General features: G+C 44.8%; 20 protein-coding genes and 1 tRNA gene. 9 read left to right on the top strand and 12 right to left on the bottom strand.

Features of this window, described 5'->3' with window-relative positions; translation table 11 throughout:
• Positions 1-527 (bottom strand): GNAT family N-acetyltransferase (locus ACTTK6_RS15075; protein WP_462833846.1); only part of this gene is annotated, 527 nt, incomplete at its 3' end.
• 97 nt (positions 528-624) lie between these two features.
• On the opposite strand from ACTTK6_RS15075, the gene ACTTK6_RS15070 reads away from it, so the two are divergent.
• Positions 625-700 (top strand) — tRNA-Val (locus ACTTK6_RS15070).
• A 147-nt stretch (positions 701-847) separates the two neighbouring features.
• On the opposite strand, the gene ACTTK6_RS15065 is transcribed toward ACTTK6_RS15070, so the two are convergent.
• The 3 genes from ACTTK6_RS15065 to ACTTK6_RS15055 all read right to left on the bottom strand — a co-directional run bounded on the left by ACTTK6_RS15065 (position 848) and on the right by ACTTK6_RS15055 (position 2,858).
• Positions 848-1,990 (bottom strand): site-specific integrase, encoded by a 1,143-nt coding sequence (locus tag ACTTK6_RS15065; RefSeq protein ID WP_462833845.1) that lies wholly within the window; start codon positions 1,988-1,990, stop codon positions 848-850.
• A 90-nt stretch (positions 1,991-2,080) separates the two neighbouring features.
• Positions 2,081-2,290 (bottom strand): helix-turn-helix domain-containing protein, encoded by a 210-nt coding sequence (locus ACTTK6_RS15060; RefSeq protein ID WP_462833844.1) that lies wholly within the window; start codon positions 2,288-2,290, stop codon positions 2,081-2,083.
• Positions 2,283-2,858 carry a helix-turn-helix domain-containing protein gene (locus ACTTK6_RS15055; protein WP_462833843.1) on the bottom strand — a complete coding sequence of 192 codons (576 nt, stop codon included), beginning with the start codon at positions 2,856-2,858 and terminating at the stop codon, positions 2,283-2,285. Before ACTTK6_RS15055 ends, ACTTK6_RS15060 begins: the two co-directional genes overlap by 8 nt.
• 329 nt (positions 2,859-3,187) lie before the next feature.
• On the opposite strand from ACTTK6_RS15055, the gene ACTTK6_RS15050 reads away from it, so the two are divergent.
• Positions 3,188-4,243, top strand: a complete 1,056-nt coding sequence (locus tag ACTTK6_RS15050; RefSeq protein WP_462833842.1) for a hypothetical protein — start codon at positions 3,188-3,190, stop codon at positions 4,241-4,243.
• 45 nt (positions 4,244-4,288) lie between these two features.
• Here the strand turns inward: ACTTK6_RS15050 and ACTTK6_RS15045 are convergent, their stop codons facing one another.
• Complete coding sequence (locus tag ACTTK6_RS15045; RefSeq protein WP_462833841.1) at positions 4,289-4,897, bottom strand: JAB domain-containing protein; 609 nt, start codon at positions 4,895-4,897, stop codon at positions 4,289-4,291.
• A 1,883-nt stretch (positions 4,898-6,780) separates the two neighbouring features.
• On the opposite strand from ACTTK6_RS15045, the gene ACTTK6_RS15040 reads away from it, so the two are divergent.
• From ACTTK6_RS15040 to ACTTK6_RS15030, 3 genes are read left to right on the top strand one after another with little or no spacing between them, the layout of a single operon-like run.
• The gene (locus tag ACTTK6_RS15040) at positions 6,781-8,265 is read left to right on the top strand and encodes a type I restriction-modification system subunit M (protein WP_462833840.1); all 1,485 of its coding nucleotides are present in this window, start codon (positions 6,781-6,783) and stop codon (positions 8,263-8,265) included.
• Positions 8,258-9,529, top strand: coding sequence for a restriction endonuclease subunit S (locus ACTTK6_RS15035; protein ID WP_462833839.1), 1,272 nt, complete (start codon positions 8,258-8,260; stop codon positions 9,527-9,529). Before ACTTK6_RS15040 ends, ACTTK6_RS15035 begins: the two co-directional genes overlap by 8 nt.
• Positions 9,526-12,477 carry a type I restriction endonuclease subunit R gene (locus ACTTK6_RS15030; protein ID WP_462833838.1) on the top strand — a complete coding sequence of 984 codons (2,952 nt, stop codon included), beginning with the start codon at positions 9,526-9,528 and terminating at the stop codon, positions 12,475-12,477. Before ACTTK6_RS15035 ends, ACTTK6_RS15030 begins: the two co-directional genes overlap by 4 nt.
• A gap of 38 nt (positions 12,478-12,515) precedes the next feature.
• On the opposite strand, the gene ACTTK6_RS15025 is transcribed toward ACTTK6_RS15030, so the two are convergent.
• Positions 12,516-12,968, bottom strand: a complete 453-nt coding sequence (locus tag ACTTK6_RS15025; RefSeq protein WP_462833837.1) for a hypothetical protein — start codon at positions 12,966-12,968, stop codon at positions 12,516-12,518.
• A gap of 168 nt (positions 12,969-13,136) precedes the next feature.
• Here ACTTK6_RS15025 and ACTTK6_RS15020 point away from each other — a divergent pair, with 168 nt between their 5' ends.
• Complete coding sequence (locus tag ACTTK6_RS15020) at positions 13,137-14,006, top strand: hypothetical protein (RefSeq protein ID WP_462833836.1); 870 nt, start codon at positions 13,137-13,139, stop codon at positions 14,004-14,006.
• A gap of 398 nt (positions 14,007-14,404) precedes the next feature.
• Here the strand turns inward: ACTTK6_RS15020 and ACTTK6_RS15015 are convergent, their stop codons facing one another.
• Positions 14,405-15,169 (bottom strand): M48 family metallopeptidase, encoded by a 765-nt coding sequence (locus ACTTK6_RS15015; protein ID WP_462833835.1) that lies wholly within the window; start codon positions 15,167-15,169, stop codon positions 14,405-14,407.
• A gap of 410 nt (positions 15,170-15,579) precedes the next feature.
• On the opposite strand from ACTTK6_RS15015, the gene ACTTK6_RS15010 reads away from it, so the two are divergent.
• A complete protein-coding gene (locus tag ACTTK6_RS15010; protein WP_462833834.1) occupies positions 15,580-16,041 on the top strand; it encodes a hypothetical protein in 462 nt (153 codons plus the stop codon).
• Between the two features lie 473 nt (positions 16,042-16,514).
• Positions 16,515-16,823: a hypothetical protein gene (locus ACTTK6_RS15005; protein ID WP_079476028.1), complete on the top strand. Its 309-nt coding sequence runs from the start codon at positions 16,515-16,517 to the stop codon at positions 16,821-16,823.
• Between the two features lie 38 nt (positions 16,824-16,861).
• Here ACTTK6_RS15005 and ACTTK6_RS15000 read toward each other — a convergent pair whose 3' ends face one another.
• From ACTTK6_RS15000 to ACTTK6_RS14985, 4 genes are all read right to left on the bottom strand, one after another.
• Positions 16,862-17,083 carry a hypothetical protein gene (locus ACTTK6_RS15000; protein WP_079476027.1) on the bottom strand — a complete coding sequence of 74 codons (222 nt, stop codon included), beginning with the start codon at positions 17,081-17,083 and terminating at the stop codon, positions 16,862-16,864.
• A gap of 113 nt (positions 17,084-17,196) precedes the next feature.
• Positions 17,197-17,595: a DUF3942 family protein gene (locus ACTTK6_RS14995; protein ID WP_079476026.1), complete on the bottom strand. Its 399-nt coding sequence runs from the start codon at positions 17,593-17,595 to the stop codon at positions 17,197-17,199.
• 137 nt (positions 17,596-17,732) lie between these two features.
• Entirely contained in the window at positions 17,733-17,954 is a 222-nt protein-coding gene (locus tag ACTTK6_RS14990; RefSeq protein ID WP_143745428.1) for a hypothetical protein, read from the bottom strand.
• Between the two features lie 87 nt (positions 17,955-18,041).
• Positions 18,042-18,269, bottom strand: a complete 228-nt coding sequence (locus tag ACTTK6_RS14985) for a hypothetical protein (protein WP_079476024.1) — start codon at positions 18,267-18,269, stop codon at positions 18,042-18,044.
• Positions 18,270-18,410: 141 nt separating this feature from the next.
• Here ACTTK6_RS14985 and ACTTK6_RS14980 point away from each other — a divergent pair, with 141 nt between their 5' ends.
• Complete coding sequence (locus ACTTK6_RS14980) at positions 18,411-19,328, top strand: aldo/keto reductase (protein WP_462833833.1); 918 nt, start codon at positions 18,411-18,413, stop codon at positions 19,326-19,328.
• 50 nt (positions 19,329-19,378) lie between these two features.
• On the opposite strand, the gene ACTTK6_RS14975 is transcribed toward ACTTK6_RS14980, so the two are convergent.
• Positions 19,379-20,644, bottom strand: a complete 1,266-nt coding sequence (locus ACTTK6_RS14975; RefSeq protein WP_079476022.1) for an L-lactate MFS transporter — start codon at positions 20,642-20,644, stop codon at positions 19,379-19,381.
• Positions 20,645-20,801 lie beyond the last annotated feature (157 nt).

Below are 20,801 nucleotides of genomic sequence, written 5' to 3'. Positions count from 1 at the left end.
TACCGTATCAACGGGGATTCTGTCTCTTTTTTATCGTTAATGGAAATAATTGTTAGTAAACCCGCAACAAAAGAGATATACTGTACGCCCATTGGTCCCATCAAACGCCGGCCTGTATCTTTGAACCCCGCTTTTACATAGACATATTGGGCAGATTCATTTCGGATATTGACTCCGAGGACAATTTCGTTCAATTCCGGGAACCATTTGCCGGCAAAGGCAGGCAGACTGCAAAGGGCATCTCCGGCGTACCCTTTCCCCTGTTCTTCCACACGAATTGAGAATTTTTTTAATAAACCCGCCCGGCTGTTGGCTGAGTAGTTAGGAAACCTGTTTTCAGTTTCCAGCTGGAAAAATCCTACCGGGTATGTGTTGTGGACAATTAAAATTCCGGTCTCCGCCGGTCCCAGCTGTGTAACTGCCTGCAGCGGCAGGCGTGTATACTGCGCCTGTGCTTCCGGCAAATAATAGGATTCCAGCGAGGGCCGGTAAGCTTCATTGTACGGAAGAAGTCGAATGTTCTTCATTGAAACCCTGCTTTCCATGTATAATTTAACTGAGGAAGGATTGACATTGCTCTTTTCCTATTGTATATTATTTCTGTCGCTTCGTTCTATACTAATTGTTCCGTTAGCTCAGTAGGGAGAGCGCCACCTTGACAGGGTGGAGGTCACTGGTTCGAGCCCAGTACGGGACACCATAACAGATAACGCTCAAACCCTTGCTGTGCAGGGGTTTTTTATTTTTATCAAAATTCTTTAAAAAGGTCTCTTCAGCTTACTCTTGGCCTACTGGTCACGAATTGGTCACATCGCTTTATTTAAACCTTTCACGACTCCCTTAATATTCAAGAGGAGACGTCTGAATACAACATTTTTGCAAACTGCGTGGCAGTCTCTCTTTGCATATTTGGTAGCAAATGACTGTAGCGGTCAATGGTCATCCTTGTACTTGTGTGCCCCAGACGTTCTGACACGACTTTCATATGAGCATTCTGTGAAAGCAGCAAAGTTGCATGCGTATGACGAAGATCATGAAAACGTATCTTTTTTAATTTCGCCTGCTGAATAAGCTTGTTGAAGTCTCGACGTAAATTACTGGAGTGAATGGGGGTTCCTATTGTCGTCGTATTTATCAAACCATGATCTGGCAATGTGTGTCCGTATTGGAGTTGCCTTTCCCTCTGCGTTAATTGATGTTTTCTCAGCTTTTCGTTTAGTTCGGGAGAAATCTCTATCGTTCTTTTGCCCGTCTTCGTTTTCAAAAAATGTTCTATCGTCTTACCGTCCTTCGCTAACTTTTGATTTACATGAATCTGTTGGTACTCCAAGTCTACGTTTTTCCACGGCAGTCCTAAAATTTCTCCCATGCGCATGCCTGTATCAATTGCAATGGCATAGACTATATGGAAGGGACTCGAATTCGCATAATGTAAAAAGGTGCGCACTTCTTCCGCCGTCCAAACTTCCATTTCAATAGGGAGTTCTTTAGGTACCTCCACTAGGCGCACAGGGTTTTTCACAATAAGTTCATGCTTCAAAGCTTTCTCGAAAGCATTTGAAAGCATATTATGGACTTTCTTCACCGTCGAAGGCGATAACTGCTTTTCAGACAACAGTTTAGAATAGAAGTCTTCAATATGCGAAGCTCTCACCTCGTATAAACTCAAGTCTCCAAGCCCTGGAAGAATATGATTTTTAAGATTGCACGCATAATTATCATACGTGCTTGCGCCAACATGAGGTTTTTTATTCTCTATCCATCGCGCTAAATAATTTGAGAGGGATTCTTTAGAAGGCTCCACGTATGTCCCCGAGCTTAATTCATGCGTCTTTTTGGTTAACGCCGCCTGAGCTTCTTTTTTTGTCTTAAAACCTCTTTTACGGCTTTGCTTTCTTTTACCGTTTGAATCCTTGCCCATCTCCACCACGTACATCCAACTCGACTTCTTTGTTTGTTTATCCTTGTGAACATTGCCTGAATAATTCATGCTACCCCTCCACCTATAAAATTATTCGAACCCGAACAAAGTCGGGTCCGCTAATTACTTCTCAGCCTCTCTTAAGATCGTTCTGTATCTTCACTCCACTTCCATAACGCTTTCTCCATGCAGCCATCGAACAAAATCTGCGGTAGGCACTTTAATGCTTTTACCCACACGTACATGATTGAAAGCTTTTGAGTGCACCAAGTCGTATGCCTGTGTTCGACCGATATTTAAAATTTCTTGAATATCGGCCACCTCCAGTACTTCGCCGTGTTGATGAAGCATCCATTCCAAGTTACTCATCAAATTCCTCCCGATTGTTTAATTTTTGTTCGGCAATTCTTTTCTGATGCCAAGTCTTTCTTCGCTCTTTAACCTTATAAAACAACCACTTAATTTCTTCTTTAAATTCTTCATATTCTAAAGGAGACAATTCCACTTCTTCTTCAAACTCCTCAGCGACTTCACCAGAGTGCAATGAAACAATTGAAGTCCATACTTTAGCTTGATATGCCTCATCTAAGATATTTAATGTTTTATAAGTTTCTTCATACTCTTTAATATCTTCTGCTTCGCCAATAACAAAATTAAACATCTTATCTTCATAATAGCTGTCAAAAAACACGTCTACATTTACTTGAAGATAAGAAGCAATTATTTCTAACTTTGAATACTGCGGCTGACTGATCGTCCCGTCTTCGATACGAGTAATAGTTGATTTCGCTAAATTCGTATTCTTCGCTACTCTATAACGGGTGAATGACGAAGGATTTTGATGATTTGCTTTTTCTCTAACCCAACGTACTCTCTCCCCAATTGTTTTATCTTTTAATAATTTTAAATCTTCTTTAGTAGTCACATAAGCTTTCATAGTATTTCCTCGCTTTTATAATATCTGTCCTTGCGTTTATAGTACTAGTAATCTAGAATTAATGCAACTATTAAGATACTAATTTAATTATTTTAGTTGCTTTTAGTTAGCTTTGATTATAAGAATGAATCAGACTACCCCTACTAAATTGACGCATAGAGTTTATACTCTTATCCCTATCATTAACGTCACCAGGGTAGGGGTTCGTCCACGGGCGAGGTTATGTTGCCGTTTCTCTTTAAATCCGTGACCACCCCATGGGATACGGCCACCATTACTCAGCCGAAGAAATCTCTATTCCCCCCCCCCCGTAGAAAGGAGCAACACCTATGCCCGCCTTCTCAAACGACGAGATCACCCTGGACTACCACCAATTTTTAAAATTTACAGGCTGGGGACCGACAACCTTTGACAAGCGCACTACCCGACTCCGTATCGATAAACTTAAAAACATGGGAGCGCGTGATATTCATGTTACAGGCAACGGGACAAAAGCCGTTTATAATTTGAAACTGGCTCCGATGTTCTGGCCCGTTTTTTTAGCTTCCTGCCGAGGCATTGAGTACGATGAGGTGGCTGAAACTTACCTCGGTAAATTAATGTCAGAAGGATTAACTGAAGAAACCAGCCACGGTAAGGTTTTTTTATTTAGTACTGAAGTGTATGAAGATATCACTTCTTATTTGAATGACCGTGCTCAGCGCCCTAAGTACACCTATAAAGGTGTTAAAACCAAATGTGATCGTATCCAAGCAATATTTAAAAATGCAGGATACTTCACTCCAAAAAATTATCGTTCAAACAAAACACACCGAGCTAAGGTGAACGATGAGTGGGTTCGAGGAGCAGAAGCTTATATGCTAAGCGAAAGGATTCTGAATGAATGGCGACAATTTTTTAATGATCTCGATCAGTGGTTCTTTCAACAGTGTCCTACGGCAAACGCGGTGCCTTCTATAATTAAAAACAAAGCTGCAACTAACTTCCAATTGGAGCAATTGCCTTCAAAACTTGATATTCAGCACTCTCAATCCTGTATTGAAAAAAAATTAGACGAAGTGTTCTTTGAAGACCTTCGTCTTGCCCAAGAGCGCTTTTCTCAAACTAATGACCTGCAACTTGTAAAAAATGTCATAGTCGAGCGGCAGGAAACAAGACGTCGGAATCTACAAAGGCAAGAAGAGGAAGAGGAAAGGCAACGTCGCGAAGAAAATCAAGTGATGCTAGAAGACCAACCGCTCTCAACTTTGAGTGACGCTAGTATTAATTCATTGATTGATGGATTAAATTCAAACCGTTCTTCTTCAAATATAGAATCTTCAGCTTTAAACACAGAATTGCGTCATTATGATTATTATTTAGAGGACCTTATATCTGACGATTAAACTATTTTTGCCTAGGCCTCTAACCAGCAGTTAATTGCCCTTACGTCACATGCCTCCTTCCACTTTTAAACTCGCATAGTTACTTCGACCAATAATGATATGATCCAATAATTCAATGCCTACTAGGCGTCCCACCTCCGATAAGCGTTTGGTTACTTCGATATCCTCCTGGCTCGGAGTGGGATTGCCACTAGGGTGGTTGTGCACAACGACTGCACTGGCACATTTTTTCTTGATTAATGGACTGAATGTTTCGCGAGGGTGAACTATTGATGAATTTAATGAACCTACAAAGATAGTCTCCCGAAACATTACTTGGTTTTTCGTATTCAATCCAAGGCAGACAAACTGTTCTTGCTGCTCATATTGAAGGTCTATCACATATTCAAACACATCTTCAGGGCAGCGTATGGTAAAGCATTTTTCTGTTATATGCGGACTCATCTGCAAAAAAGATAGCGCAGTAACTAATCGGCAGGCTTTCTTCACCCCAATCCCTGGCACTTCTAAAAAATCCTCTTCTTCAGCGGTTACAAGGGCTTGTATTGTAGTGAAATGCTTAACAAGAGCTTGCATCGTGCGCCCTTCTTTTGTTTCTCCGATCATTGTTGCCAGTCCGTCTATCAAGGTTTCTCTGTTCTTTAAATACTTCATCTTTTTCCTCCCACGAAAAAAAGAGACAGCCTCAGCTGCCTCTCTTTTCTCATATTTTTAATTTAACGTTCAAACCCACCGTAAGTGCTCACATAAATTTCTTATATTCTTAAAAGTCCGCCTCAGACCTGAAACCACCTCCTTATTTGCTTCTCATACATTTACTTTCCTCTCGCATTGCTTCTGTTTCTTCGCATTTTCTATCACTATTCTTCTAAATTATTTTTTCCCAAGAGCAAGCTCCTTTCACTTATTTAATCAAGGGATCTATACATAACCACCTGCTCGCTGCTTGAAAATTCATCAATAGGAGAAACAAAACTTGCTTCGAAAGAATGATAACGAAATACCGCAGCTGCCAACGCCACTTGGTACGATTAAGAATAGTACTGTTGTTCGGTAGTTTATGAAATAAATAGAAAAACAATTAAACCTTCTCGACGGCATTCCTAAGACTTTGGTATTTCTTCGCCTAAGGTATTAAAAATATGATCTACATTTATCCGCCCCCCATCTCGCTTTCCCATATGAACATCGCTTTGGTGATCGGGAGATTGTTACTTTATCTGGATTATTATTTTCATTTGAAGGAATCAGCAACGAAACTGAGGGAGCAGACTATAGAAGCGAAACGTTGACAACAATAGGGGAACACGGTTATTGATACGATGAAATCACCAAAAATCACCCATAAACCTGAAAAAAATTACAAAAAGTTTTTAGCCTCTATCCTTACTCCCCCAGTCAGTTATAAATTATTATAATATTTAGAATATAAAAACTTTTTAAGGCGTGGTGTAAATTGGCTGTTCCCCCCTGTATTAATTAGGGTAGACGGTCACAGTTGAGTATATGGTTGCCTGCGTCACGAAAACAGTCGGCCAACGAATACGTCTCTCCTTCCAGTCCACGGGTTCCTCTCACACGCAATAAGTCGATACGTCCTCTCCGCTGATCAGCCACGGGTCTCCCGCTCAAGGCACGCCGACGGAAGGTTCACAGCCCACCGACGAAGAGATCACCCTCCAACGGATAACCGCTTCCACCAGAGCGATCGCGAGTAGACCACTCTTCTTCCGCCATGGAAACCCCGTCTGTCCTCCCCCTACGATGAGCAACCCTCCACTGTCATCACAGACAATGGGCATCACTGGCCATGGCCAGTGCGGAACGAGACACAGCTTTCAGGTTTTCTCCCAGGCCATCATAAAATGTCTTCCCAGGTGCAGCCTCTGCTTATATAGGACACATACTCGATTGCTGGCCCATATCGCTAGGCTGCACCACGGAGTACGAACAGGACGTTATCGGCATAGTCACACAGGTAACTGACGAGCTTGAGGATATAGTTTTGCATAATAGATTGGACGTCGTGGTATCACCTTTCATCAGCACCTCTTGGACAACGCCATACAGAGTCCGTGCCAAGTTATTGAGTTCATGGGTAATGAGACGTTGCAGGAATTCGGATCGTTCTTTGACACAAGCCCGAACCTGAGCATTTTCATACGTTCCCAAATCGTTATAAGGTCCCCCCTGCGGTGACCTTTGTGTAATCCCAGTTGTCGTATTGACCTCTTTCTCATCAGCAGCATTCTCGTACCCATGTTTATTTGTACTGCTCTTCATCCTTTCTATTTTTTGTGTGTCTGTTGTAATCGACTTCTCATCCTATTCCTCCTATTTCTTTGAAATGCTGATCATGCGATAGGAGGGGTGGGCTCATTCCACCAATTTAATCAGAGCACCTATACATATCTACCCCCTTGTAAAATACATCAATTTTTTCTCCCTATAGGAAAATTCCGTTTTTTGGATGCCTTCGTTCTGGGAAGTTTGATATAGTTAAGAGGAACCTACTACATAAAGCGAGGGAACAAACCATGAGTAAATTAACGCTCCAGCAACTCGAAGCCCACCTATGGGAATCTGCCAATATTCTGCGGGGAACGATCGACTCCTCCGACTACAAAAACTACATTTTCGGCCTGCTGTTTTTAAAGCGGCTAGATGACGTGTTCGTGGAAACCGCACGCGCAATCGAACGGGAAGAAGGCGACGACTACGGCTGGTATGACCGAGATGAGCACCAGTTCTTCGTCCCCGAGCGCGCACGCTGGGCCCATATTCAGGCCCAATCCCAGGACATCGGTAACACGATCAACAAAGCATTTGAGGCACTCGAAGAAGAAAACCCTGTTTTGAACGGCGTGCTTGCTACCATCGACTTTAACGATAAAGACAAGCTGCCCGACAGCACTCTGATGCAGCTGATTCAGCACTTCTCCCTTATCGACCTGTCCAACGCAAACCTATCGGAGCCTGACATGCTCGGACGCGCGTATGAGTATCTGATCAAACAGTTTGCCGACGACGCGGGCAAAAAAGGCGGAGAGTTCTACACCCCCAGCAAAGTCGTGTCGCTGCTTGTAAACCTGATCAAGCCTGAAGAAGGCATGCGCGTCTGTGACCCAACCGCGGGCTCTGGCGGCATGCTGGTGCAGTCAGTGGACTACATCAAGGAACAGGGCGGCAACGCTCGCAACCTGACGCTTCACGGGCAGGAACGCAACCTTGGCACCTGGGCCATCTGTAAAATGAATCTGCTTTTGCACGGGCTGCATGACCACCGTATCGAGCGCGGCGATACAATCCGCGAGCCCAAGCTCACGGGGGAAAACAATGAATTGCAGCTGTATGACCGCGTGATCGCCAATCCGCCGTTTTCGTTGAAAAATTGGGGCCGCGAAGAAGCGGAAGCTGACGACCACAACCGTTTCCGCTTTGGGCTGCCGCCGAAAAACGCGGGCGACTTTGCTTTTGTTCAGCACATGGCTGCCACCCTAAATCAGAACGGTAAAGCGGGTGTCGTGATGCCGCACGGGGTGCTCTTTCGCGGCGGAGCGGAGGGAAAAATTCGGGAAGGACTGCTTAAAGAGGATATAGTGGAAGCGGTCATCGGCCTGCCATCGAACTTATTTTACGGGGCAGGAATTCCTGCAGCTCTCTTACTACTAAACCGTAACAAAGCAGAGCATCAGAAAAACAAGGTCTTTATTCTCGATGGCTCCAAGGACTATCAGGAAGGTAGAAATCAAAATTTGCTTCGGGACGAGGACATTCAAAAAATCGTGACCGCTTACGATGCGTGGGAGGCCCAGGAAAAGTACTGCCGAGTGGTGGATATGGAGGAAATCGTGGAAAATGAGTATAACCTAAATGTCGCACGCTATATTGATACAACTGAGGAAGAGGAAAAAATTGATATACAAGTGACTCTAGCTGATCTCAAGAAACTAGAAAAAGAGCGTGAAGAAATAGAGGAAAAAATGTACTTTTTTTTAAAGGAGTTAGAGTATCTTGAATAATTCAAATTATAAAATGACTTCTCTAGGTGAATTACCTTTAGACTGGGATGTTAAAAATGTTGAAGATCTGTGCGATATATTGGATTCTAAAAGGGTTCCGTTAAATAAACCAACAAGAGAAAATATGCAGGGAAACATCCCGTATTATGGAGCCAACGGAGTTCTTGACTACATCAATGATTATCTATTTGCAATACCATTAATACTGATGGCTGAAGATGGAGGACATTTTTCAGAATATACCACCAGGTCAATTGCTTACAGAGTAGAAGGAAAAAGTTGGGTAAATAATCACGCTCATATTTTAAAACCTCTAGAAACTGAAGTATTTGATTGGATATATTATAATTTAGTTCACAAAAATATACTTCCTTTTATTAATGGAGGTACTCGTGGCAAGTTAAATCAAAAGGAATTAAGAAAATTGCCTATTGCGTATCCGTCTATTAAAGAGCAACAAAAAATCGCCGCTATTTTGTCCTCCGTGGATGACGCGATCGATAAAACCGAACAGATCATCGAGCAGACAGAACACGTGAAGCGGGGGCTCATGCAACAGCTGCTCACCAGGGGCATCGGGCATACGGAATTTAAGCAGACAGAAGTTGGAGAAGTACCAAGGGATTGGGAGTTAATTACTGTTGGTGATGTGTTCGAAGCAATAGATGGTGACAGAGGCCAGAACTATCCCCATGAAAATGATTTTTTTGATGATGGCCATTGCCTATTTTTAGATACTAAGAATGTCACTAAATCTGGATTTTCCTTCAATACAAAAAAATTTATATCGAAGCAAAAAGATAATGAATTAAACAATGGAAAACTTCTAAAAAAAGATATAGTAATGACCTCGCGTGGGACAATAGGCAATATTGCTTTTTACAGCAATGATATACCTTATTCAGACATGAGGATCAATTCAGCAATGTTAATTTTACGATCAAAGAAAGAAAATTTAAATTACGATTTTTGGATAAATTTATTGCGTGGAAAAGTACTTAAAAAGTATATCCAAAAGTATCAAGTGGGCAGTGCTCAACCTCATATTACAAAGAAAAGTTTAAAAAATTTAAAAATAGCTATTCCAAAATCTAAAGTAGAGCAACAAAATATTGCTTCAACTTTAAGCTCGATAAGCTTGAAAATCGAAAATGAAAACACCCATCTAAATCTATTAAATGATTTAAAAAGGGGCCTTATGCAACAACTCTTAACAGGCAAAGTCCGTGTCCCAGTGGATGAAAACGAGGTGATTTCCCAATGAGTACTTCAACGGAGTGGAACGAAGAACAGCTTGTCGAAAAGCGTGCCCTCACCCACCTCCAGCAGCTCGGCTATACCCATGTGTCAGGTGCTGCGCTGGACGAGGAGCGCGGGACCCGTATGGAAGTAGTGCTCCGCAAGCGGCTTGCCCGTGCCATTAAGCGGCTCAACCCTTGGATTGATGACAACAACGTTCACCGCGTGGTACGAACCGTCACGCATATTGAAGCGGCCAGTCTTATGGAAGCCAATCAGGCCTTCACCGAGATGCTAATGGAGAAGTTGTCCGTCTACCAGGACATAGGTCAGGGGCGCAAGAGCCAGACGGTGCACCTGATCGATTTTGATACGATCGACAACAATGAATTTCTCGTCGTGGATCAGTTTTCGGTCACAGGCGCTGAACATAAAACTAATCGTCCCGACCTGATGATTTTTGTGAACGGGCTGCCGCTCGTCGCCATTGAATGCAAGAGCCCGATGCTCGCCCCCGACCAGCAGATCCATCAGGGGGTAAAGCAGTTAACCCGCTACCAGGAACAGACCGAATCGCTCTTTTACTACAACCAGTTTTTGATCGCGACCAGCAAGGACCAGGCTAAAACGGGCACCATCGGCGCCAAGCTTGCCCATTACAGCGCATGGAAAGAACCGTACCCGCTACGTGTTGAAGACCTGGGCCCGAACGCCACTCAGCAGGACATTCTGATCGAAGGAATGCTGCGTAAAGAGCGGCTGTTTGACCTGATCCAGAATTTCATCGTCTACGAACCCGAAGACGGACGCGTGATTAAAAAGATGGGACGTTATCAGCAGTACCGTGCAGTCCACAAAGCGGTCGAACGCATTCTAAACGGTAAGCATCCACAGGAACGCGGTGGCGTCATCTGGGCCACTCAAGGCTCGGGCAAGAGCCTGAGCATGGTGTTTCTTGCCACCAAGCTGCGGCGCCTCCGAGAGCTCGGCAACCCTGTGATGATGATTGTAACCGACCGCCAGGACCTCGATAACCAGATCACCAATACGTTTCGACGCTGCGGATTCCCGAACCCGAGCCAGGCGGAGTCCGTTTCTGAACTAAAGCACCTGCTTCAACAGGGCCCTGGTGCTACAGTTATGACGCTTGTACAGAAGTTTCAAACTGCCGAAGGCGAAGCCGACTATCCTGTACTGTCCACGTCCGAGAACGTGATCGTAATGGTGGACGAAAGCCACCGTTCCCAGTATAGCTCGCTCGCGATGAATATGCGCACCGCACTTCCTAACGCCACCTATATCGGCTTTACGGGGACACCGATCGACAAAAACGACAAAAGTACACCGCGCACTTTCGGCCCTTACATTGATACGTACACGATCGAACAGGCGGTCGAAGACGGCGCCACCGTCCCGATCTTTTACGAGTCCCGCATGGTGAACCTGCATATTCAGGGTGGAACCATCGATGATTTGTTTGAGCGTTTTTTCCGTGAGTATTCCACAGAAGACCGCGAACGTATTAAGCAAAAGTATGCTACCGAAGAAGCGGTAACTGCTGCCAAGCCCCGTCTCCGCCAGGTGGCCCTTGATATTATTAATCACTACGAGTCCCACATTCAGCCCGATGGGTTTAAAGGCCAGATTGTGGCGGTTTCGCGGGAGGCAGCTGTACGCTATAAAGAACTGCTGGATGAACTTACAGATATCGAATCCAAGGTAATTATTTCAAGCGGACACAATGACGACGAACCGATGCGCAGGCATCATTTAACCAAAGAACAGGAGCGGACCGTCATCGATCGGTTTAAAAAGCCGATGAACGAGGACCCGCTCTCCTTTCTGATTGTTTGCGACAAGCTTTTAACGGGCTTCGACGCCCCAATCGAACAGGTAATGTACCTCGACAAACCGCTCAAGGAGCACAACCTGCTTCAGGCGATTGCCCGCACCAACCGTACGTACGCCAAGAAAACGTACGGACTGTTGGTGGACTACTACGGGGTGTCCCGCTTTCTGGAAGAAGCGCTCGGTATTTTCCATGAGGAAGACGTCAAAGACGCCCTTACGCATGTGGAAAACGAACTACCCCGCCTTGAGATGAGACATCGTCAGGCCATGCAGTATTTTGATTACTGCCCCCGAGACGATGCTGATGCCTGTCTGGCTGTGCTGGACCCTGAAGACGTGCGCAATGAATTTGACACGGCCTTTAAAAAGTTTGCCGAAAGCATGAATATGGTTATTCCAAGCACAAGCGCTAAATCGTACATGGAAGACCTGCGCTGGCTCGGCAAAATTAGCCAGATGGCGAAATCCAGATACCACGAGGAAGAAGGCTTGGATATTTCAGACTGCGGCGAAAAAGTACGTCAGCTGATCGAGGAGCACGTAGTCGCCACCACGCCGAGCGTATTGTACGAACCTGTCAACCTTCTGTCGGACCGCTATAACCAGAAGCTTGATGCCATCAAAAAGCCCGAAGCAAAAGCAGCGGAAATGGAACACGCCCTGAAACACGAAATACGGGTAAAGATGGATGAAAATCCCGTGATGTATACATCTCTGCGGGAGAAAATCGAAGAGCTGATTGATCGGCGGCGCGAGCGCCAGTTGACTATTGAAGAACACTTGCAGGAACTAAAAGAGATGCGCCAGCAGATGATGGACTTCGCGAAAGAAAGCGAAAGCCACGGCTTTCAGTCGCACGAGTATCCATTTTTCCAGCTGTTAAGTCAGGAAATGGCGGACCACGACGAAGAAAGCGTCAAAGAGCTGACGTCCATTATTCTGGACCTTATCAAGCAGGAAGCGGTGATCGACTGGACGTTCAAGGAAGAACCTAAACGAGCGATGCGAAAATCCATCAAGCGGCAGCTGCGGGCAAGCAACTGCCCAAAAGACAAGGTGGAGCCAATCGCCCATCAGGTGATTCAGCTTGCTGAAGTGCACTACAAAAAGAACGGATACTAAAAACGAGAAAGAGCCCTTCGGTGGGCTCTTTCTCGTTTTTAGTACATCCCAATTTCATAGGCTACAGGTTCCATGTCGAGCTCCAGGGTTTCAATCACCGTCCACTCGGCGTCCGCCATGTTGTCCAGATCCACTTCCCTATAGCGACCATCCATTTCGTCGCTGGCCATTATCACATTCAGGCCGATGGTCTGAAGGGCATTGACGGTATCGTACCCTTTGTCACTTAAAGTTTCCGCTTTCCGCTGGTCGTCCATCCACCCCATATGCTCCTTGGCGGGCTCCAAGGAGTCAGCGGAGTAGATCAGTCCGCTGTCTTCGTCCAGCACCACCGCTCGGTAATGTTCGTACCAGGCGAGCGCATGATCATACTCCTCCTGAGTCATGCCGTCGGGCACACTCCCTCCAATGTTGTTCAGCATGCCACAGCTCGAACTGAACAGAAAAAAATACAAAATCCCCGCAATGCCTGCATAATGCTTCCAATTCATATGACGCCTCCCCCTTTATACTCGCGATTTCCCACTGGACCAATAGTAACGTTGCCTTAATAGTAGCACATCCTTCTCAAAAAAAGATGGATTTCCCCCAAACTTTCCAATAAAATGAAGTTAACTCATTCGTAGGTCTTGCGTATAAACACATAGGGAGAGGATAGGATGAAACGATGGATAACGATGATGATGACAGCAGGACTCTTGATCCTGGCAGGCTGTGGACAGGATACGGAGGCTCCTAACTCAAACGAGAAAGAGGCGGCCCCTGCAGAAAGCAGCGGCAAAGGGTTAAGCCAGGATAATGTCAACGAGGTAATGGAACAAGAAACCGATTCCGAGCCAGAAATCGAGTCAGAACCCGAACCCTGGGAGGTCACGACCGAGATGGTCCAGGAAACCACGGGGGATGATGTGAAAATATTTACGGAACTTCCAGAAGACGAATATGCGCAAGCTGAAGCGGAGGCGATTGCCGCAGCGAAGGAAGAACTCGGGCCTAATGAACCGAAGGTCGCGGATAACTGCGAAGAAGTGCTCTCCAAAGAAGAGTGCGACAGCTATGTGGAATATACCGAAGGCGAAGGCGGTGAAGCGGAGTACATGCACGCGGTTTATAGTGAAGCCCTCGGGCAGCTGCTCACCGACGATGTTCTATATCAAGAGAACCTGGAAGGCGAGCGTTTTGACCTGACTCAGAGCAATTCCCTGGAAGAAGCCTATGACAAATACACGATTATTATGAGTGACCTGCATACGGACTACATCACCTATGCTCCGTTCGACGAAACCACCTGGGAAACCTCCGCGGACGGCAACTATATTTACATGGAATCGTGGGTGGATATGAGCTTTGGCGAAGACTCGATGCAGCCTGACGAATCGTACTACATCACGATTCTGTATGACAGCGAAACATTCGCAACGCTGGACACCCAGAACTCCCTCTATGACGAGTTCATGGATCCTGTGCAGGAAGGCAACAGTGACCTGCTGCGCTACATGCAGCTCGTGGAAAGCTCGGGAGACCAATAACTTCCCCTGTAACCAAAAAAAAGAGCCCGCCTCAGGGCTCTTTTATGTTTGCTTCTTTTTTTGTTTCTAATAGGCCTTTAGCTGCTCGGCCAGGCGATTGGTTTTTTTCCATATGCGCCATCGTTCGGTATGTGGTATAAAACGGACCGTCACTTGCCCTCAGGTGCATATGCGGCATGCTTGGCACCAAATCTCAGGCCTGACAGGCGTCACCCATCAACATAGGTGCAGTTTGTAGAACCTTGCCTGCATGTCCCCACCGCAGCGGTCGAGGTGGCTACAGAACGTGATACCGCCGTGCACGTTCATTTCCTCTATCCCGCGGGCGAGCACTTCCTGGGGTTCGGCGCAGTGGATCACCACACCGATGTTAATAAAGTATTAAATTTCAATCCACTTTAAACCACTCTTGTGAGCGATTGGCCATGAACCCGCAGCCACTCTTTTCGTTTTTCATATTCAGGCATAACCGCCCTGACCTTGCGCCAGAAATGCTGATTGTGTTCAGGCACTTTCAGATGAGCCAGTTCATGCACTACCACATAGTCCAACACCCGTCCAGGGGCCATCACGAGCCTCCAGTTGATGTAAATATGTCCATCCGTAGTGCAGGTACCCCAACGCTTGTGCTGCGTCCGTACGCGTACTGAGGCGGGATTAACACCCATTAGATTCTGGTAATATACTGCACGCTCTTCTACCTTTCGCTGGGCATGCGTTCGATACCACTGCTCAAACTGGGCTTGCAGTCCCTCTTCTACCTTTTGCTGGCCCCAATTGCTCGGCACTATAGCTACAAACCGCCCTTGGTAAAGGCCCAGATGTACACCCTGACGATCGAGGCGGTTAACTTTCAGGCGGTACTGCCTGCCGAGATACGGAAACTTCTCTCCGCTCACAAATTCTCTGGAAACGGAAGGTTGTTGAACTTCCACAAGCTCTTTCTGTTTGCGGGCAATCCACGGCGCTTTTTGCTTTAAAGTCTCAATCAGCACATGCTGTTTCACTTCTTCAGGCGCATGAACCTCCACGCCGTTCACCAAGTCTACCGATATCTTAATATCTCGACGCTTTTGGAGTAGCAGCACATATTCAATGGTGGTTAAGCCATATGAAAGTGTCTGTACTCCTGTCCAGTCGCTGTTTGTTTCATGAACTTTCATTGCTGCCTCCACATTTTTTTATTATTTTTAATCCCCTGGTGGTTTTTTAGCAAATACGGGTGTATTATCGAAAGCCGAATTTGTCCTTTTTCCGCCCTTCTATCTCAAAACCTTGCTATACCAGTTATAAATACCTTTTTGATAGCTAAAACGCTCTAGTTCCAAAAGTGCACTTCGCATACACCAGAGCCCACAAGAATAAGTAAAAGCGGGTACCCTCACCGCTATCACCTTGTAAAATTCACTTGGGCACTCTTCTATTATAATAAAAAACGCAGCTCATAGGGAGACTGCGTTGGCCCCAAATATTCTATATATTCAGTATGCGCACTAGAAAAATTAGTAAAGCATGTTTACTTTGTTAGGTATATAATTAAAATGAACTAAAATTTGGAAGGAGTGTTACTTTTATGGATTACATGGATCATATTGATAAAAACTCAGATATAGCTCAAATCGTGCAAGGCTTTGAAATCTTCGAAATATTAATTTCTAACGAAGAGGATAGAAAGCGATTCTTCTCTCAGTTTAGAGAGAAAAAATTAAGATGGGATTACTCGAATTTAGGAGTTGAAGAAGAATGGGGCATTGAGTATTATAAGGGCTTGATAGCCAAAAACATTTCTGATGATTATTCTTATTTGCAATGTGAACTAAACATTGTAATTCCACTTCAATTATTAAAAACCCAGTTTAGCAATGCGCAAGAACACACAGATGATGTAAGTTTAAGACTTGATAGAATCAAATGTTTTTGGGAAGCTTTGAATCAGACAAGTTTTATTCTAGCTTCTTCTTATTACTCACATGTGATGCAAAAAGTCAAAATAGTTTACTTAGATATTTTGATACAAGCGGGTGTGAAATTCTAAACTCTTAAAGCACCAAACTGAGATGTACAAATGCTTCTTCCACCTTTATTTTTGGTCACATTTTGGTCACGAACTTATAATAACAAAAAGAAATCAGGAGATACAGACAGAAACGAAAACTCCTGTACCTCCTGATATAAAAGCACTTAAAGATACTAAAGGAAACAGCAAAAAACCTGAGATTGGCATTGACAGGGTGGAGGTCACTGGTTCGAGCCCAGTACGGGACACCATCATATATAATAAACCTCAGCAGGAGCCGCAGGCTTCTGCTTTTTTATTGTTATTGGGGAGCCCCCTTCTTAATTTTAAGCTGCATTTTCTCGTATCTCCTCTCCTAACCCATATTCCCTACAGCAATAAAAAACTGTATGTTGATGTATATTCATCCTTCAACCCTTTAGCATTCTCTACTTTTATTAATTCTTTTCAGGGTATATTATGGTAAATAACTACTGAAAGGAGGGTTATCCATGAGTTCATCAGTAGACAGCTCGAATTTCATTGAGGTTTACTTTGAGCCTTCTGCCATTCCACTTTTTGACTTAAACGGATTCCAAAGCGAAGGGACGTTCGAGGAGCATTCAAGCTACGTTAAAGCTGTAGTATCAGCCGATAACTGCGGTATTGAAGAAGCTGGCGTTTATTTTTATCAAGAAAAAGCCGGGAGAGGCTCTGGCGGCAGCCGGACCGTCTTTATCCCCATGCGGTTTATTCTCACCGTAGTGGAGCATTCCGAATCCCGGGGGCCTATCGGTTACACGGACCCAAATACTCTTTAGCACAGCCCAAAGGCAGAAAGCTTCACGCTTCTGCCTTTTTACCGCAGAACGTATATATGTCTTCCGAGCTGTATGATCTCTTCATTCTCGGGAAAATAGACCCGCTCAAACGTCGGATGAAAACCGCTGTTCTGCATGGAGTGTATATCAGCTACCCATCCCCCTTCCCCCGGCCATACAAGGCAATGCAGCATGTGTCCTTCACTACAAATAATTACCTGCACCTGGCGAATATGCCGCTCGATATAAACAACCCCCATGGCGTATACCCCCTTAATGACAATATACCCATTAAGGAAAAATCAGAACTTATTTCTTTCAGAATTAGTTAATAATTTTCCTAAATAAAAAAGCGCCGCGGCGGGCGCTTTTTCTAAAGTCCGAGTATGTCACCGAATGTATTCTTAAGATGATTCCGGACGATATCCATATCAAATTCTTTATCTTCTTCCCTGCTGTACATTCTACCTTCCTGCACATATATAACATCCAGCTCATTGCTGCTGTCGTCTGTCCCCTGCGTAACCTGAATGTAATAATTGCCGTCCTCTGTAATCGTTTCAAAAATCACTTCACGGTTATCAATGGTCATATAGCTGCGGTGCTTAGAACCGTAGCTGCTGAACGAATCGTTTTTCACTTCACCAATTTCTTTGTTCAAATTATTAAAGTATTTGGCAATTTCCCAGTTTACTTCGTTCATAATGTTTGCATCTTTATCTTCTTCTAAATATTCTTTTGCTTTAGCTACGAACTCATCTTCGAAACTCATTGCCATCACCCTCTTCTCTAAAGTAATTCTCTATTCTTCAGGTTACAAGGCTCCTGTTTTCGTAACAGGAAAATTATGTACAGATATTCTATTAAAAAAGAGATAATGTTAACTGTTCATAAAACAGTTAACATAAATTATTTTACCTCTACTACATACACCCCGGCGTCAACATATCGGATAAGCATTAACTGCCCATTACCCACCATCGAATCAATAGTTTTTAAAGCAAAAGAGCTGTCAATGCTGTTTTTATCTTTTAATATGGCGGCGACATCTTTATTAGTAAGCGGCTTTTCATTGTCCTGGATAATACTTTTAATTGTTTTTGCCCCTCTGGTCTGTAATATAATGTTCACCCCTTTGTTTATCATTAATAGTCTATTTCCGAAAAGTCTCCAGGGTAATCATCAAATTATTACAATTTTGATTCCAGGGGAATCAAACTACTGATCGCTCTCATGCAGATGTTTTTCTTTTTCCTGTTTAAGCTGTAATTTTCCACGGCGCACAGCTTCCATTACGATTAAACAGAGGACTCCGGCCAGGATATGAATGAGCGCCCATATATAGCTTTGCAGCACGAGAGTGACGATAACCCCAAGGCCGATATTCCATATACCGATGATAAGCCAGAATAGAATAAAATAACTGTTTATCGTTTTTCGTTTCATGTCTGACACCCTTTAACGTTTTTCTACAAATTACCATATTTATGTTCAAAAGTCACTTTCCAGATTTTTGACAGCGCTATCATGACTGACACACATCCATCATGTTACACTAGTCTTATCCTGAAAAAAAGAGGTGCCCAGATGAATCAAATACAGTTAGGCAGCAGTTCTCTCCACGTATCCAACATAGCGCTCGGATGTATGCGAATGAATGAACTTTCCGTAAGCGGTGCTGAAAAAGTTTTCCGAACCGCTCTTGATGCCGGGGTGAACTTTTTTGACCACGCCGACATCTACGGTGGCGGGGATTCCGAAGAAATTTTCGCCACAGCAGCGGGGATGAATGATGACCTGCGCGAGAAAGTGATTCTTCAGTCTAAGGCAGGTATTCGCGGGAACTCCTTCGATTTTTCCAAATCCCACATTTTAAAAACAGTTGATGAAAGCCTGCAGCGGCTTCAAACGGATTATCTGGATGTCCTTCTTCTTCACCGTCCCGACGCACTCATGGAGCCCAAAGAAGTAGCTGAAGCATTTGACAGCCTTTACACTTCCGGCAAGGTTCGGCATTTTGGTGTCAGCAACCAGCATCCAATGCAGATCGAACTCTTGAAGCAGCATGTAAAACAGGATTTAATAGCCAATCAGCTGCAGTTCGGTCTGATGCACTCTCTTATGATCGACCAGGGATTGAATGTAAATATGAAAAATGAGGCGGCCGTGATGCGGGAAGGCGGGCTGCTTGAATACAGCCAGCTGAACAATATGACCGTCCAGGCGTGGTCCCCGTTCCAGTATGGCATGATGGAAGGCGTGTTTGTCGGAAATGACAAGTTTCCGGAACTAAACAAAAAACTAAGCGAGCTGGCCGGCCGTTACCGTATTACAGAATCGGCAGTGGCAGCCGCATGGATCCTCCGGCACCCGGCCCGCATTCAAACAATTGTAGGCACGATGAACCCTGAACGGCTCTCCGGTATTATCGAGGCGTCTGAGATTAATTTGACGCGTGAAGAGTGGTATGACCTGTATCAATCAGCCGGCAACGAGCTTCCGTAACACTAAAGACCCCCTTTTCTCTTTATGAAAGAGAAAAGGGGGTCTTTATTTTAAGCTTTTGCCGCTTCTGTGCTTTCATTTTCTTTATTTTTTCTAATCTTTTTAATATTAAATCTCATGACAATCATAGCGGCTAAAGCAACCACCAGAAGAATGTTAAACAGATAGAATGAGAGTGTGTAGCTTCCTGTAGCCGATACGATGCTTGAAACGGCAGTCGGCCCCGCAACCCCGGCAAGCGCCCAGGCCGTTAAAAGAAAACCGTGGATAGCTCCGAGCTGTCTCGTACCGAATAAGTCGCCGATATACGCTGGCAGACAGGCAAAGCCTCCGCCATAGCAGGTAATAATAATAAACAAAAGAATCGCAAGCAACACCACGTTAGTCGTTAACGGAAGGAGGAAAAAGGCAACAATCTGAATAAGAAAAAATAACGTGAACGTATTCGTTCTACCTAAATAGTCCGAGAGCGATGCCCAGACAATCCGTCCACCTCCATTGAAAAATCCCATCACGCCGACGACGGTAGCGGCTACTGCAGCGCTGGTGCCGGTAATGGACTGGGTCATATTTGACGCCACCGCAAGGAGCATAATGCCTGAAGAAATGTTAATAAACATTACGAGCCAGAGCAGGTAAAAACGCATCGTCCGAAGAGCCTGTTTCGCTGAAAGCTGTGCCAGGTCTCCGCCTTTTTGGTTCGTTTGCAAATCTTCCTTCTTGTAGCCCTTAGGCATCCAGTCCTTCGGCGGCTTCTTCATGTAGCTTGCCCCCGCAAGCATAAGAACGAAGTACGAAGCGCCCAGAATGTAGAACGCTCCCGGGATTGACACAGCGTTCATCAGCCATTCTGCTACGGGACTTGTAATCAGCGCCCCCGCGCCAAATCCCATAACTGCCATGCCGGTAGCCATCCCTCTGCGGTCCGGAAACCACATAACGAGCGTAGAAACCGGGGATATGTACCCGATACCAAGACCAATGCCGCCAAGAACACCATAAGAACCAATAAATAATGGCAAACTTTCAAGCTGGACCGCAAGTCCGGCCCCCATCGTTCCGGCGCCAAACAGCACGGCTGCAATAGCAGCTGAGATCCTCGGCCCGTATTTTTCCACAAAAAACCCTAGTGAAGCGGCCGACATCCCCAAGAAGAAAATTGCAATTGTAAATGCGAGTGTTACGTCGGAAATGTTCCAGCCAAGTGATTCATTCAGCGGATTTTGGTAGACACTGTACGCATATACCGAACCGATCGACAAATGAATCGCTACGGCTGATAACGCCATCAACCAACGATTTCGATCTGCTTCCATAATTAGTAAGTCCCCCTTCTGTAGTAATACAATCCTTCCATTCCCTTTGTGTTTGCATTCAAACGGTCAATACTTAAAAAACTCTTTTGTTGCGGGTTTACTAACAATTATTTCCATTAACGATAAAAAAGAGACAGAATCCCCGTAGCTACGGTAC

The organism is Marinococcus salis (assembly GCF_054971365.1).
Note: the sequence above shows the minus strand (reverse complement) of the source record. Positions and strands in the feature narration are given on the sequence as shown.